This is a genomic window from Mesorhizobium sp. M0051, assembly GCF_040323235.1.
In the GTDB taxonomy this organism is placed as follows: domain Bacteria; phylum Pseudomonadota; class Alphaproteobacteria; order Rhizobiales; family Rhizobiaceae; genus Mesorhizobium.
This window is the reverse complement of the sequence record NZ_JAMYUT010000017.1, coordinates 76,833-89,956: the sequence shown is the minus strand read 5'-3', so window position 1 is coordinate 89,956 and position 13,124 is coordinate 76,833. Positions and strand designations below refer to the sequence as shown.

At 61.2% G+C, this 13,124-nt stretch carries 17 protein-coding genes and 1 pseudogene; 9 read left to right on the top strand and 9 right to left on the bottom strand.

All coding sequences use genetic code 11. The annotated features are described in order from the left end of the window. Positions 1–10: 10 nt before the first annotated feature. The 3 genes and pseudogenes from NKJ90_RS18820 to NKJ90_RS18810 all read right to left on the bottom strand — a co-directional run. Positions 11–469 carry a hypothetical protein gene (locus NKJ90_RS18820; protein ID WP_023757376.1) on the bottom strand — a complete coding sequence of 153 codons (459 nt, stop codon included), beginning with the start codon at positions 467–469 and terminating at the stop codon, positions 11–13. Between the two features lie 12 nt (positions 470–481). Next, the gene (locus NKJ90_RS18815) at positions 482–808 is read right to left on the bottom strand and encodes an ElaB/YgaM/YqjD family protein (RefSeq protein ID WP_023757377.1); all 327 of its coding nucleotides are present in this window, start codon (positions 806–808) and stop codon (positions 482–484) included. Positions 809–935: 127 nt separating this feature from the next. Then, positions 936–1,172: pseudogene (locus tag NKJ90_RS18810) on the bottom strand (helix-turn-helix domain-containing protein); the annotation flags it as partial. Here NKJ90_RS18810 and NKJ90_RS33530 point away from each other — a divergent pair. Then, a complete protein-coding gene (locus NKJ90_RS33530; RefSeq protein ID WP_502904919.1) occupies positions 1,056–1,412 on the top strand; it encodes a hypothetical protein in 357 nt (118 codons plus the stop codon). The pseudogene NKJ90_RS18810 and the gene NKJ90_RS33530 overlap by 117 nt on opposite strands. A 28-nt stretch (positions 1,413–1,440) precedes the next feature. Next, positions 1,441–1,845, top strand: a complete 405-nt coding sequence (locus NKJ90_RS18805) for a response regulator (RefSeq protein ID WP_050589472.1) — start codon at positions 1,441–1,443, stop codon at positions 1,843–1,845. A gap of 42 nt (positions 1,846–1,887) precedes the next feature. Here the strand turns inward: NKJ90_RS18805 and NKJ90_RS18800 are convergent, their stop codons facing one another. Next, complete coding sequence (locus NKJ90_RS18800; RefSeq protein WP_023757381.1) at positions 1,888–2,439, bottom strand: sigma-70 family RNA polymerase sigma factor; 552 nt, start codon at positions 2,437–2,439, stop codon at positions 1,888–1,890. Between the two features lie 3 nt (positions 2,440–2,442). Continuing rightward, entirely contained in the window at positions 2,443–2,646 is a 204-nt protein-coding gene (locus NKJ90_RS18795; protein ID WP_023757382.1) for a NepR family anti-sigma factor, read from the bottom strand. A gap of 223 nt (positions 2,647–2,869) precedes the next feature. Here NKJ90_RS18795 and NKJ90_RS18790 point away from each other — a divergent pair, with 223 nt between their 5' ends. From NKJ90_RS18790 to NKJ90_RS18765, 6 genes are all read left to right on the top strand, one after another. Then, entirely contained in the window at positions 2,870–3,664 is a 795-nt protein-coding gene (locus NKJ90_RS18790; protein ID WP_023757383.1) for a response regulator, read from the top strand. Positions 3,665–3,915: 251 nt separating this feature from the next. Then, the gene (locus tag NKJ90_RS18785) at positions 3,916–4,080 is read left to right on the top strand and encodes a DUF1328 domain-containing protein (RefSeq protein WP_006203859.1); all 165 of its coding nucleotides are present in this window, start codon (positions 3,916–3,918) and stop codon (positions 4,078–4,080) included. Between the two features lie 187 nt (positions 4,081–4,267). Further along, entirely contained in the window at positions 4,268–5,299 is a 1,032-nt protein-coding gene (locus NKJ90_RS18780; RefSeq protein ID WP_023757384.1) for a sensor histidine kinase, read from the top strand. A 125-nt stretch (positions 5,300–5,424) separates the two neighbouring features. Beyond that, positions 5,425–5,601 carry a hypothetical protein gene (locus NKJ90_RS18775; protein WP_023757385.1) on the top strand — a complete coding sequence of 59 codons (177 nt, stop codon included), beginning with the start codon at positions 5,425–5,427 and terminating at the stop codon, positions 5,599–5,601. Positions 5,602–5,725: 124 nt separating this feature from the next. Next, positions 5,726–5,860, top strand: coding sequence for a hypothetical protein (locus NKJ90_RS18770; protein WP_023757386.1), 135 nt, complete (start codon positions 5,726–5,728; stop codon positions 5,858–5,860). Between the two features lie 129 nt (positions 5,861–5,989). Continuing rightward, positions 5,990–6,235, top strand: coding sequence for a YMGG-like glycine zipper-containing protein (locus tag NKJ90_RS18765; RefSeq protein ID WP_023757387.1), 246 nt, complete (start codon positions 5,990–5,992; stop codon positions 6,233–6,235). Positions 6,236–6,329: 94 nt separating this feature from the next. Here the strand turns inward: NKJ90_RS18765 and NKJ90_RS18760 are convergent, their stop codons facing one another. The 4 genes from NKJ90_RS18760 to xylF all read right to left on the bottom strand — a co-directional run bounded on the left by NKJ90_RS18760 (position 6,330) and on the right by xylF (position 11,541). Further along, the gene (locus tag NKJ90_RS18760) at positions 6,330–7,976 is read right to left on the bottom strand and encodes a CHASE domain-containing protein (protein ID WP_023757388.1); all 1,647 of its coding nucleotides are present in this window, start codon (positions 7,974–7,976) and stop codon (positions 6,330–6,332) included. A 152-nt stretch (positions 7,977–8,128) separates the two neighbouring features. After that, positions 8,129–8,929 (bottom strand): ATP-binding cassette domain-containing protein, encoded by an 801-nt coding sequence (locus NKJ90_RS18755; RefSeq protein WP_031259599.1) that lies wholly within the window; start codon positions 8,927–8,929, stop codon positions 8,129–8,131. 95 nt (positions 8,930–9,024) lie between these two features. Continuing rightward, the gene (locus NKJ90_RS18750) at positions 9,025–10,356 is read right to left on the bottom strand and encodes a sugar ABC transporter permease (protein ID WP_352486462.1); all 1,332 of its coding nucleotides are present in this window, start codon (positions 10,354–10,356) and stop codon (positions 9,025–9,027) included. 144 nt (positions 10,357–10,500) lie between these two features. Beyond that, positions 10,501–11,541, bottom strand: coding sequence for a D-xylose ABC transporter substrate-binding protein (xylF, locus tag NKJ90_RS18745; RefSeq protein ID WP_352486460.1), 1,041 nt, complete (start codon positions 11,539–11,541; stop codon positions 10,501–10,503). 269 nt (positions 11,542–11,810) lie between these two features. Here xylF and NKJ90_RS18740 point away from each other — a divergent pair, with 269 nt between their 5' ends. Then, positions 11,811–13,055: an ROK family protein gene (locus NKJ90_RS18740; RefSeq protein ID WP_023757391.1), complete on the top strand. Its 1,245-nt coding sequence runs from the start codon at positions 11,811–11,813 to the stop codon at positions 13,053–13,055. The last annotated feature ends 69 nt before the right edge of the window (positions 13,056–13,124 follow it).

Sequence of the window (13,124 nt, the reverse complement as noted above, 5' to 3'; positions counted from 1 at the left end):
AAAAACGACCCTATTTCCGCTCGCTCTCGTCCGGATCGTCGGGTTTCACATTCTCGCGGTAGATCGCGTAAGCCGCGAGCGCTACGGCCGGACCCAGAATGAACCCGAGACCGCCTTTTTCCTTGAGCAGCGTCGGCAGCACGGCGAGCGCGGCGGCGATGCCAATTGCTTTCATGTCGGCGTTGCGGCGTTGCGCCCGGCGTCGGGCGCGCGAGCCTGCGGATAGCTGGTAAATCAGCAGAATCAGCCCGGCAAGCACCAAGAAGGCGGCGCCAAAGCCCAGTGCGGCGGCAAGCGACCCGTAGCGCGTCGCCGCCCAGATATAGGCTGCGCCGACCAGAAAACCGAGACCACAGAGCGCGGCCGTCAGAGCCAGCCCATAGACGATTGCCGCCGTGCGCGCCCGGCGCACGGCGGCAACGGCTTCGCCCGACGCCAAGCCGGAAATCAGGGATGCGAGCATTCCCATCAGGGGATGCGACTAGCGACGCGCGAGGAGCGCGAAAAGGAAACCGACGCCGGCAGCGATCGCCAATGACGTCACCGGTTTCTCACGCACGCTTGCCATCATTTGTGCTTCGATATCCTTGGCGTTGCTGCGCAGGCTGTCAAAGGCTGCTTCGCCTTGCGCACGCAGCTGCTCGACGCCTTCCGTGGCTGCACGACGCGCGGTGCCATAGCCATGCTCGCCGGTCTTGGCCAACTGCTTGGTGAGCTTGTCGATATCGGCCTTCAGCTGCCTGATATCGGCTTCGAGGTCCGCATTTGCACGGGCATCGCTTGCGGTCTTTCCTGCGGCAGTTGCCATCGCTTAACTCCCTGTGATTGCTCGATTTCAAACGCACCGCATGTCTCAAGGTTCCGACACCGGGGACAAACTAGCCGAAAACGCATCGGCGCGCACCTCGTCCGCCGACAAGGCAAAAGGCGCCTCGTCAGATCAGCGGCCGGCGCGCCTCGCCTAACCCTTCCCAGCCGGCCAGCCGCTTTAGCCCTTCAGCGTCGATGACTTCGCAGCCGCCGTCGCGCCAGGCGATCAGCTTGCGATCCATCAGTTGGCGGATCGTCTTGTTGGTATGAACCAGCGACAGGCCGAGCGTGTCGGCGATGTGTTGTTGAGTGATCGGTATCTGGATGGAGTGCTTGCCGTTCAGCCCGACGACCTTGGCCCGGACCGTGGCACCGTTATCGACAGCGAGTTGCCCTTTTTGAATTTGCTGACGAAGGCCAGTTCCTGTTTTTCGAACTCGCGGAAAACCGGCAACGGCCGCAACGGGCAGTTCTCGCAGCTATATTGGTGGGTAGAGGGGAGCGACTGCTTTGCGCTGAAAAGCCGCTCTTCGGACGAACTGCATTTCAACGCGTTGCAAGGATTGAGGTTCCGCCGCCGGCCACATGTCTTTTTTAAATGACAGCACGCCAATTAGTGATCATGACTTAATGCGTTTCAAGGAGACATCGCCTGTGCCCACATTGCTTGACGGATTGCGGATTCTCGTTCTGGAGGATGAATTTCTCATCGCCATGGATGTCGAGCAGCTTTGCCGTGACCACGGCGCCGGTGAAGTGGTGATCGCCCGCGATCTGACCGAGGTCGATGGCCGCGAGGTCGCCACACAGTTCGATGCAGCCATTGTCGATCTCATGGTGGCCGGTGCCTCGACACTCGATTTCGCTTCGGGGCTGCGCGCGGCAGGCGTACCTTTCGTATTTGCGACGGGCTATTCGGATGCCGATGAAATCAAGGCAGCCTTTCCTGGCGTCAGGCTGGTCGGCAAACCCTATTCGGGTGAAGACCTGGTGCAAGCGGTGGCGGCGGCCTGCGGACGTGCCTTTTCCGATTGAAACAATATCCCGACCTTGCGGATTGCGGCTGGCGATCGCAGGTCAACTGGCCGGCGTGCCCGTGACCTGGGCAGAAATCGCATCCGGACCATACTCGTCTTCGCCTGATATTTTCAGAATCTCCTGCAAGCGTGTGCGGGCCCGGCTGACCCGGCTCTTGATCGTCCCGACCGCGCATCCGCAGATCTCGGCGGCCTCTTCGTAGGAGAAACCCGACGCACCAATAAGGATGATGGCTTCGCGCTGGTCCTCTGGCAATTGTTCGAGGGCGCCGCGAAAATCCTTCAGGTCGAGCTGGCCATGCTGGGCCGGATGAACGGAAAGCCTGGCCGTCATGATACCGTCGCTGTCTTGCACCTCGCGCCCGCGTTTGCGCATCTGCGAATAGAATTCATTGCGCAAGATGGTGAAAAGCCATGCTTTGAGGTTGGTACCGGGCTGGAAGCTCTCATGCTTGTCCCACGCCTTGACCAGCGTTTCCTGGACAAGATCGTCCGCTTTGTCGGCATTCTGCGTCAGCGACACAGCAAAAGCGCGCAAGCTCGGGATCGCCCCAAGCAGATCGGTCTTGAAGCCTTGGGAGACCGCTGCCATGCCTCAGTCCTTCTTCTGCGCAGGTTCGGCCTGTTCCAGTTGGCTGAGCAACCGGGCGAAGCGATCCGGCACATCGTCAGAGACCAGTTCGTCGTAATATTGTTTGAGTTTGCGTCCGATTTCGGAGTTCGGCCCAAGCGCGTCACCGGAACCGTTCCGGCGCCTGCCCGCGGCGCCAGCCAGAATATCTTTCGTCATATCCTTCATTTTGCCCTTATATTCCAGAAACCAAGCCGCTCACAACGGACTCGACAACGCAAGCGGCCCCCCCTCGTCTGGTTGCCCCATCCCCATTCCAAACGCTCTCTTCCCGCATTAGTTCCATCAGGGCCGGGAACTTTTTCTCAGGACCGGCGTTGTTTGACTGGGCTTGCAATCGGCTCGATCTGCCATCTATGCAACCACGTCATTCTGAGGGAGACGTACTATCATGAGCTTATCTGCCACCATCGCACCACACCTGCCGTTCCTGCGCCGCTTCTCGCGGGCCGTTTCCGGATCGCAGGAAAGTGGCGACGCCATGGTCGCCGCGATGCTCGAAGCCATCATAGCCGATATCGACATCTTCCCTGAGGCATCGAGCGACCGTATCGCACTGTACAAGGTTTTCGCCAAGCTGTTCACATCGGTCGCCATCCGCGTCCCGCAGGAGCACGCGCAATCGGCGTGGGAACAGCGGGCCGCCGCCAATCTGAATGCGATTGCGCCGCTTCCCCGTCAGGCCTTCCTGCTCGTCGCCGTCGAAGGTTTCAGCGAGGACGAGGCGGCAGAGATACTCGATGTCGGCGACCAGGAATTTTCGGAGCTGCTGGCGCAGGCTAGCAGCGAGATTTCTCGCCAGGTGGCCACCGACGTACTGATCATCGAGGATGAACCGCTGATCGCAATGGACATAGAGGAAATGGTCGAGAGCCTCGGGCACCGCGTCGTCGGAACGGCGCGTACCCATGACGAGGCGGTGACGATGTTCGGCAAGACACGACCGAAGATGGTGCTGGCCGACATTCAGCTTGCCGACGGCAGTTCGGGTATCGAGGCGGTGAACGAGATCCTGTCGTCGACGTCGGTGCCGGTGATCTTCATCACCGCCTTTCCCGAGCGTCTGTTGACCGGCGAACGTCCCGAGCCGGCCTTTCTGGTCACCAAGCCGTTCAATCCCGACATGGTCAAGGCGCTGATCAGCCAGGCGCTGTTCTTCGATCGCCAGGCGAAAGCCGCCGCATAGTCGGGAATTGAGGAGTGGATGAATTGAAGAATTGACGAACCCGAGGCGGTAGCCTCGCTCGCCGATTTTCTCCATATCTTCAATTCATCAATTCTCCAATTCGTGCCGCCTGATGCACGCATCGGGCGGCAACGGCAAATTTCCCCGCGCCCCCAGCTCCGAACGATTTGCAAGCATCGTCTTTTTCGGCAAAGGGTGGAACAAACCGCATCTACCCACGTTTTCATCGCACCATTCGAAGGAGATGGATCATGCTTTACTGGGCGCTCGTATTTCTCGTCGTGGCAATCATCGCCGGCGCGCTTGGTTTCGGCGGTATCGCCGGTACATCTGCTGGCATAGCGCAGATATTGTTTTTCATCTTTCTCGCTTTCCTGATCATTTCGCTTCTTGCGGGTCTTTTCAGACGGGCGTGAGGACCGAGCGATCATCGAGCGAACACTGGAAGCCGCACCCCTCAAACGGTTTCCAGTCACCGCCGGGCGGTATCCTTCAAAGGGCACCGTCCGGCGGACCGCTTTTGGGGGCTCATTTCGGGAAATCTCCTGTGGAACCCATTCAACAGTGAGCCGTTCAGCCTGAGTTGGGTGGACAGGTTGGTCGATGCGTTCCAGAATCGGAAATAGAGAGGACGATGTGCAAAGCGATGAGGTCATCGCCTTGCATCCTGCCGAAAACGGCATGCAGCTTGGTCGGGCTCTTCTCCACGCTTTGCACAATGCAGGCATTTCCGTTCTCTATCAGGATCGCGAGATGAGGACCGTATGGGCGCGCAACATGCGTGCGCCCTGGGTCTCCGATACCGCCGACAGCAATGGCATCCTGCCGGCGGCGCAAGCAGACCGGATTGGCGCGGCCAAACGCGACGTCATTGCATCCGGCAACCCGCAACATCTCGAGATCAGCGTTCCCGCCGAGGATGGCATCCGCTGGTTTCAAGTCTGGATCGATGCCGACCACGGCGATGGCGGCACGGTGCAAGGCGTCGTCACCACGATGGTCGAGACGACCGAGCAGAAACGCCGCGAGCAGACCCTCACGACGCTGTTGCGTGAAGTCAGTCATCGCTCGAAGAATCTGCTGGCGATCATTCAAAGCATAGCCACCCAGACCGGGCGCTACTCCGACGGCATCGGCGATTTCCTGACACGCTTCCGCGGCCGGCTGCAATCACTGGCTTCATCCCAGGATCTCGTGACCTCCTCCAATTGGCGGGGCGCCGCACTTCGCGAACTGGTGTCGGGCCAGGTTGGCCGCTACGGCGGGGATCCGGTTCGCAGCCTGCGTTTTCAGGGGGCAAACCCCTATCTCAATCCCAACGCTGCCCTGCATATCGGCCTCGCCATGCATGAACTCGCCGTCAACTCGGTGAGCTATGGCGCCCTGTCGCGGCCGAATGGGTTTGTCGAGGTTACAGCCAGCCTGACTCCCGACGACACCGGGACCTCCCTGTCTCTGACGTGGGCCGAGACAATCGGAGCCAACGACAACCAGCGTAGCGAGAAGCGCTTCGGCAGCGTCGCACTCGAACGGGTCGTGCCGGCATCGCTGAACGGCACGGCGACGCTCGAAATCGCGGCCGATCGCCTTGAATACCGCCTTGTTGTTCCGCATGGCAATTTCGAGACGGAATGAGCGACCGGCGTTTGCCGGATCCTTAACCGGCTGTTCACCATAAACGTCGATGCTGTTTTTCCGAGATACCGCTGGAACCCGTTGTATCGCCGGACATTTCCGCAGCATGGTGCGGGAGGAATGCCTTGACCGTTGCCGACATGAACAGACTGGAACAGGCGGCTCGTATCTCCATGGGCGAGTTTGAAGATTCCGAGGCGTCCGTGCCGATGCCTCCTATCCCTCAGGCCTCACAGCGCCTTCTCGCCTTAAGTCTGGCTGCGGTCATACTCGCAGTCGTGCTCTTCCAACTGGCCTACTGATAGTCGGCGCCCCGCGCGCCATGCCCTTCATCCTAATGGGTCGCGAAGCCTGCCGTCCAGAACTTTGCCGAGTGAGGACCGTTACTGTGGCAAGAGTGATTCGGGACCGCTGACCGATGCGTCGATGGTCAGGAGCAGGCTCGGCATATCGGGCCTTTCGGTCGGTCCGGCTCCGGAAGACGATTATGGCCAGATCGTCTGGAATGTGCGTTTCGACGGCACTGTCGATGCTTCCCTGGCTATTCCAGCGTCGCGATAGCGTCGAACATGGTACGCCCAGAAAAAGACTCTCTTCACCAACAATAGATTGCAGCAGCAAAGGCCGCCGTTTCATGCTAAATGGTAGCTGGAGCTTGCTAAAGTGGGACACAAAGTGAGGAGTGACTCTATGCGGAAGATGATTATTGCCATGGTTGCGGTAGTGGCGGTCAGTGGCTGCACCTCGACCGAACAGGACGTGGTTGGCGGCGGCTTGATTGGCGCCGGTGTCGGCGGCTTGGTCGGCGGCGGCAAGGGCGCGCTGATCGGCGCGGCCGTGGGTGCCGGTTCCGGCCTGCTGGTGCGCAACCTGCGCAATGGCTATTGCCAGTATCGCGATCATCGCGGCCGGATCTACACGGCTCGCTGCAACTAGTTCGGCGATAATCGAAACGTTGATCCGGAGACCGGTCCGCCGGCCTCCGGATTTTCGTTGTTTGGATGGTTGACTCTGCGCCTGGCGATCGCGCTCAGTTCGCCAGGGGGATTCTGATTTCCACGTTCAGCCCATTGGCCCGGTAATCGCGATGGATCGTGCCGCGCAATTCGCGCGTGACGTTAAGGTCTATCAGCTTGGTGCCGAATCCGGTCTTGGCAGGCGCTTCGAGTTTCTTCTGACCGGTTTCGCGCCAGTTGAGAGCCAGCGTCCTGTCACGCCCGCGTCCTTCGAGCGACCAGTCCACTTTCAGCGCCCAGTCCCCCTTGAGCGAATTGGCCGAATTGCCGGCTTCGCCGTATTTCAGCGCATTCGTCGCCAGTTCGTGAAAGATCAAGCCGAGCGCTTGCGTCGTGTTTTCGTCGAGCAGCACCTGCGGCCCTGACAACAGCCCTTCGGGCAGCTCCTTGCCGAACACCTGGCCAAGCTCGATGCGCAAGAGATCGGCAAGATCGGCCTTTTGCCAGCGCGAGCGCGTCAGCATGTCCTGGGACGCCGCCATCGCCTGGAGCCGGGCCGAGAAGGATGAGGAAAACTCATTGACGTCCGTGGCCCGCGAAGCCGTCTGGCGCGCGATCGCCAGCACCCTGGTGATCGAATTCTTGATGCGATGCTTCATCTCCTGCAGCATCAGGTCTTTTTCGAGCAGGCTCTTTTCCGTCGTCTCGTGCAAGCGCGCCGCCGCCTCATAGGCGCGCTCCTGGTAACGCGCGACCAGCGCGATGGCGCCCGCCAACAACAGGCCGAACAGCCCCAGCATCACCGGAATGGCGCGCGACGAAGGCTGCGAGAAGGCGCTCGTCGGCCGGAACAAAACAGTCCATGGCCGCCCGGCCACAACGATCTTGCGGGTGACCAGCAGCCTGTCGCCGAAGGTCGAAGCCGGTGGCGTTTCCGACCGGAACAGCAGATTGTCGCCGTTCACCGCGCCGTCGCCGTCGTAGATTTCCGTGTTGACCGGCAGCAGCGGCGATCGACTGAGCGCGGTCTGGAACAGATCGCTGGTTCGAAAAGCCGCATAAAGAAAACCCGCCGTGGAGGATCTAGGCACATCGATGGCATCGGGTGCCGTTTCGACATTGAGCCGCACGAAGACGAGGAAGCCGGTGAACGTCTGCGCGGCACCCGTCTCCTGGCCCAGTTGCACCAGCCCGCTGGCGTGCTGCTGGTCATCCAACATCGCCTTTTCAATCGCTGCGCGCCGCACCGGTTCACTGAACATGTCGTAGCCGATGCTGGCCTGGTTGGACGGGTCCAGCGGTTCGAACAGCACGACGGGGGTGCGCCAGGGCTGCGTGGTGTCGGGATAGATTGGATGGTTGACGCCATGGTCGTACTGCATATCGCGTTCGACCGCCGTCTCGTCTCCAGCCTTTGCCAGCCTGAGATAGCCGATGCCGCGCAAGCCGGCAAAATTTCTGTCGACATCGAGCGCTTTGAAGAACGCGTTGAACTCGGCGCCGGAAATATCGCCGTTGCGGGCATCGAACAGGGCCTGTGTCGAGCGTAGCAGCGACAAATGCAGGTCGATGCGGCTCTCGATCCGGTTGAGCGCGTCGTCGGCAGTCGCTTCGAACTTGATGCGGGCGGCCTCTTGCGTCGCGAAATAGGCGAACCCCGCCATCGTCATGCTGATCAGCGCGACGGCGATGAACGCGACGGTTGGAAAAAGCTTCTTCAACGGATGATGCGGTCCATGAGCATGTCGAGCCTTTTATGGGGAAGTCGCCGTGCCAATACAATGGCAAGGACAAGCCATCCTGACGGCTGGCACATCGGATGGTCCGGACCCGGCACATTCCTCGGGTCAGGCGGCATCGCTACCGGCAAGCCTCAAGCGGCGATCTTCAGCGCGCCCGGTCCAGGAATGGCACCAGGCGGGCATTTGCCCAAAATGATCATGCCGAGCACCTCATCCTGGGTCACGTCCGTAGTGCGGGCGGTGCCGACGACCTGGCCGTTCTTCATGACGCAGACCCGATCGGCAAGGTCGAACACATCGTGGATGTCGTGGCTGATCAGGAAGATGCTGATGCCGTCGGATTTGAGCTGCTTGACCAGTTCGCCGACCTGCGCCGTCTCCTGCGGGCCAAGCGCCGCCGTCGGCTCGTCCATGATCAGGATGCGCGCGTTGAACAGGATAGCGCGCGCGATCGCCACCGACTGCCGCTGGCCGCCCGACAGCTTGATCACTGGCTCCTTGAAGCGCTGGAAGCGCGGATTGAGCCGGCCCATCACCTTACGCGCCTCGGCCTCCATGGCAACGTCGTCGAGCGTACCCCAGGCGGTCATCAGCTCCCGTCCGAGGAACAGATTGGCTGCGGCGTCGACATTGTCGGCCAACGCCAGTGTCTGATAGATCGTCTCTATGCCGTATTTCTTGGCGTCGCGCGGATTGGAGATAGCTGCCTCCTCGCCGTTGACGAAGATCTGGCCCGCATCGCGTTTGTAAGCGCCGGACAGGATCTTGATCAATGTCGACTTGCCGGCGCCGTTGTGGCCAAGCAGCGCCACGACCTCGCCGGGAAAAAGATCGATCGAGGCGTCGTCGACGGCGCGGATGCCGCCGAACGCAATTGAGATGTTGCGCATGTCGATCAGCGCGGTGTCCGCGGGGTCGATTTTGTCAGCCATGATCGTTTCTCCCGATAGTTCCTGCTTGAGCATGATCTCTGGACAAACGATTTCCGTTTGTCCGAGAAAACCGTTTTCACTTCTCGGGATCATGCTCAGACCCGCTTGCGATAGACGGTATCGAGCCAGACGGCGATGACCAGCACGGCGCCAACGACGATGCTCTGCAGCGGCGAGTCGATGCCAAGCAGCACCATGCCGGACTGCAGCGACTGCATGAGCAGCGCGCCGAGCATGGCGCCGAGCACCGTTCCGGAGCCGCCGGCAAGCGAGGTGCCGCCGATGACGGCGGCGGCGATCACCAGCAACTCGTCCAACGTGCCCAGCGCATTGGTCGCCGCGTTGAGGCGGGCCGACGAGATCGCCGCGCTGATCGCGGCCAGCACGCCCATGATCATGAACACCTTCATAGTCACCCAGCGCGTGTTGATGCCGGCGAGATTGGCGGCCTCCGGATTGCCGCCGATTGCAAAGACGTAGCGACCGAAACGGGTGCGCTTGGTGATGAAAGTCATGACGATGCCGACCGCGACCGCCATCAGCACCGGTATGGCGACGCCGTGGGCGATGAACAGCCCACCTTCGGGAATGGTGATGCCGTTCTGCTGCGCATACTGGCGCACGATGCCGATTGGCCACGGATAGGAATTAGCGATCCAGACGGCCCCAAGGATGGCCGCACAGGTGACCACGCCGAGGAAGATCTCCGCCCAGACGGGCCGCAGTGGAAAGTTGAACCGTTTGCGCTGCGAGCGGCCGTTGAGCAGCGCGAAAGCGACAGCCACGCAAGCGACGACGCCGATGATCCAGCTGGCGGTGGCGCCGACCGAGCCCCGCGGCCCGCCGCCCATCAGCTGGAAGGTGGCGTCAAGCGGCGCGACCGTGCGCCCGTTGGTGATCAGCCATGCCATGCCGCGCCAAACCAAAAGACCGCCCAGCGTCACGATAAAGGCAGGAACCTCAAGATAGGCGATGATGAAGCCCTGGAAGGCGCCGATCGCAAGGCCGAGCACCACACCGGCGGCCAGGGCGATGATCCAGAGCCAGGGATTTCCAAGTTGGAAGCCGATGACACGAATGAGGAATTCGGCTTGCGCCACGCCCATGATCATACCGATCACGCCTTCGACGGAACCAACCGAAAGGTCGATGTTGCGCATGACGATGACCAGCACCATGCCGGTTGCCATGATCGCGACCGAGGAGGTCTGCACCGACAGGTTCCAGAGATTGCGCGGCGTCAGGAAAAGTCCGCCCGACAAGATGTGAATGCCAACCCAGATGACCAGCAACGCACCAACCATGCCAAGCATGCGCGTATCGAGTTCGGTTGCCTTGAGGAAGCGTCCGACAGTGCTCAGTTCGGACGCACGCGCCTGGTCTGCGGGGGTATTTGCAGCAGGTAGGTTGGACGTCGTGTCGGTCATGATTTCCTCCCAACCGGCGGGCCGTCTGACGCGAATACCGGAACCAGCCTAGAAGCTATCCGCGTGATGCGGAAACACAAATCTTTTTGAGAAAACGCCGCGGCTTTTGGGCCGCGGCGTTGAGAATGCAGAGAGAGCCCAGCTTTAGTTGCAGGCTGCGACGGTGCCGGCGGCGACGCCCGCGCAGACCTCGTCCTTCTTGATCCAGCCGGCGTCGATGACGACGTTGAGATTGTCCTTGGTGATGGCAACCGGGGTCAGGAACAGCGACTTGACAGTATTGCCGCCCGGCGTCGTGAAGTCCTTGGCGCCGGCAATGTCGCCCGTCTTCTTGCCATCGGCAAGTTGCGAGGCGATCTCGGCGGCATTCTTGCCGAGTTCGCGCGCATCCTTCCACACCGACACGGTCTGCGTGCCGAGGGCGATGCGGTTCAGCGCGGCGTGGTCGCCGTCCTGACCCGAGACCGGCACGGTGCCGGCCAACCCTTGAGCCGTCAGCGCCGCCACGACGCCGCCGGCGGTGCCGTCATTGGCCGCGACCACGGCATCGACCTTGTTGTCGTTGGCGGTCAGGAACTGTTCCATGTTCTTCTGGGCATTGGCTGGCAGCCAGCCGTCCGTATAGGCCTCGCCGACATTCTTGATCTTGCCGCTGTCGATGGCTTCCTTGAGCACTTCCATCGAGCCCGCGAACAGGAAGTCGGCATTCGGATCGGCACCCGAGCCCTTGATGAAGACATAGTTGCCTTCCGGCTTGACCTTGAACACTTCGCGGGCCTGCATGCGGCCGACTTCCTTGTTGTCGAAGGTCAGATAGAAGACGTCCTTGTTCTCGATCAGCCGGTCATAGCCGACGACCGGAATGCCTTCGTCCAGCGCCTTCTGTACCGCCGGGCCGATAGCCGAGGCATCCTGCGCCAGGATGATCAGCGAATTGGCGCCCTGCGAGATCAGGCTCTCGACATCGGTAAGCTGCTTGCCGGGATTGGACTGCGCGTCGGCGGAGATGTACTTGTCGCCGGCTGCCTCGATCGCCGTCTTCATGGCGGCCTCGTCGGTCTTCCAGCGCTCTTCCTGGAAGTTGGACCACGAAACGCCGATGACCTTGTCCTTCGCCTGCGCGACTGACGCGAGCGTCAGCGACATGGCGACACCCGCCAGGATGGCGGCTGTGAATCTTTTCATATTATCCTCCCTGCGCCGCGTATGGCGCGACCAAACTGACCCTAAGGCCGGCACAAAGGCTCTATTTTTTCGAGCCTCGAAAAAATACTGATCCAACACCCGAACGCTGTCAACATCGATTCTGAGGGATTTTGATGTGTCTGCGAATTTTTTTCGAGCTCCGGAATAAATAAATGACAGGCCGGGCGGCTTCTGCCAGTATTTGACAGCGTTGCCGACAGCGTTCGAGGGGACGGAGAACCGCGGCGACCGGGAGGACTTGAACAGACATGTCGGTCGGAATCCGCCACGACGATTTGCGCCGGCGCAACCGGGCGATGGTGATCGCCGCTGTCCGCCGCGCCAGACAGCCTTCACGCACCGAGATCGCCGCAACCACGGGCCTCAGCCACTCGACCATATCGGCGATCTCCTCCGACCTGATCGGTGAAGGCATCCTGACAGAAAGCAAGCCAAGCGAGGCCGGCTCGCTCAAACGTGGCCGGCCCCAGGTCGGGCTCAGCCTCAACCCGGAAGCGGCAGCGGTGATGACCGTGGTGCTGTCGCTGAATTTTCTCTCCGTCGCCGTCATCGACTATGCGGGCCAGGTGATATCAGAGGAACAGCGCCGGCTGGACACGTTGACCATAGCGCGCGACGCGCTGATCGGCGAATGCACGGCAATCGTGCGGCGTCGTTTCGAAGATCCCGATCTTGACGTTCACAGGATCGCCCGCATCGCGCTGGCGATCCAGGGCATCACCGACACCCGTGCTCGCGCCATGCTGTGGTCGCCAATCACGCCGCACACCGATATCGCCTTCGCCGACATCCTCGAAGACGAGTTCGGCATCCCCGCCACCATGGAGAACGACTGCAACATGATGGCGATCGCGCTGCGCTGGCGCGATCCCGATCGCTACCGCAACGATTTCATCGCCATCCTTTTGTCGCACGGCATCGGCATGGGCCTGGTGCTGAAAGGCGAATTGTTCACCGGCACCCACTCGTCGGGCGGCGAGTTCGGTCATATGATCCATCGGCCGAACGGCGCGCTCTGCCGCTGCGGACGGCGCGGCTGCGTCGAGGCCTATGCCGGCAACTACGCCATCTGGCGCAATGCAAGGCAATTGGGTGAGGACGCGGAACCCGTCGCCGATGTCAGCGACGCCGACATGCGCTCGCTGGCGGCTGTGGCCCGCGAAAGTGACGGGCCCGAACGGGAGGCCTATCGCAAGGCCGGCGAAGCCCTCGGCTACGGTCTCGGCAGCCTTTTCGCGCTGATCGATCCGGCGCCCGTCGCCATGGTCGGCGTCAGCGCCGCCGCCTTCGACCTGATCGAGCCGGCATTGCGCAAGGCCATCGCCCAGACCGCCGGCGGCCAGCATTCCGAATGGATTTCCTTCGAGGCCGAGCCGAACGAACTGCCGCTGATCCGCGAAGGCTGCGCCATGCGGGCACTGACCTTCGTCGACCAGGAGATTTTTGCGCCAGGTGTGCTGGCGAGAGGGAGCGCCGGAAAGAGTGTCGCGTGAGACCAGGGTCAAAAGCCAATAATTGTGAACAGCCGAGTTCGACGCTAGGCGGAAGTTAGCACGTCCTCG

Bases quoted from the DNA above. Each gene is read 5' to 3' on its own strand.
- NKJ90_RS18780 (WP_023757384.1), top strand. From the start codon at position 4,268: ATGCGTTCCAGAATCGGAAATAGAGAGGACGATGTGCAAAGCGATGAG.
- NKJ90_RS18740 (WP_023757391.1), top strand. From the start codon at position 11,811: ATGTCGGTCGGAATCCGCCACGACGATTTGCGCCGGCGCAACCGGGCG.
- NKJ90_RS18795 (WP_023757382.1), bottom strand. From the start codon at position 2,646: ATGAAGGATATGACGAAAGATATTCTGGCTGGCGCCGCGGGCAGGCGC.
- NKJ90_RS18770 (WP_023757386.1), top strand. From the start codon at position 5,726: ATGGTCAGGAGCAGGCTCGGCATATCGGGCCTTTCGGTCGGTCCGGCT.
- NKJ90_RS18785 (WP_006203859.1), top strand. From the start codon at position 3,916: ATGCTTTACTGGGCGCTCGTATTTCTCGTCGTGGCAATCATCGCCGGC.
- NKJ90_RS18800 (WP_023757381.1), bottom strand. From the start codon at position 2,439: ATGGCAGCGGTCTCCCAAGGCTTCAAGACCGATCTGCTTGGGGCGATC.
- NKJ90_RS18765 (WP_023757387.1), top strand. From the start codon at position 5,990: ATGCGGAAGATGATTATTGCCATGGTTGCGGTAGTGGCGGTCAGTGGC.
- NKJ90_RS18790 (WP_023757383.1), top strand. From the start codon at position 2,870: ATGAGCTTATCTGCCACCATCGCACCACACCTGCCGTTCCTGCGCCGC.
- NKJ90_RS18805 (WP_050589472.1), top strand. From the start codon at position 1,441: ATGCGTTTCAAGGAGACATCGCCTGTGCCCACATTGCTTGACGGATTG.
- NKJ90_RS18755 (WP_031259599.1), bottom strand. From the start codon at position 8,929: ATGGCTGACAAAATCGACCCCGCGGACACCGCGCTGATCGACATGCGC.
- NKJ90_RS18750 (WP_352486462.1), bottom strand. From the start codon at position 10,356: ATGACCGACACGACGTCCAACCTACCTGCTGCAAATACCCCCGCAGAC.
- NKJ90_RS18820 (WP_023757376.1), bottom strand. From the start codon at position 469: ATGGGAATGCTCGCATCCCTGATTTCCGGCTTGGCGTCGGGCGAAGCC.
- xylF (WP_352486460.1), bottom strand. From the start codon at position 11,541: ATGAAAAGATTCACAGCCGCCATCCTGGCGGGTGTCGCCATGTCGCTG.
- NKJ90_RS18815 (WP_023757377.1), bottom strand. From the start codon at position 808: ATGGCAACTGCCGCAGGAAAGACCGCAAGCGATGCCCGTGCAAATGCG.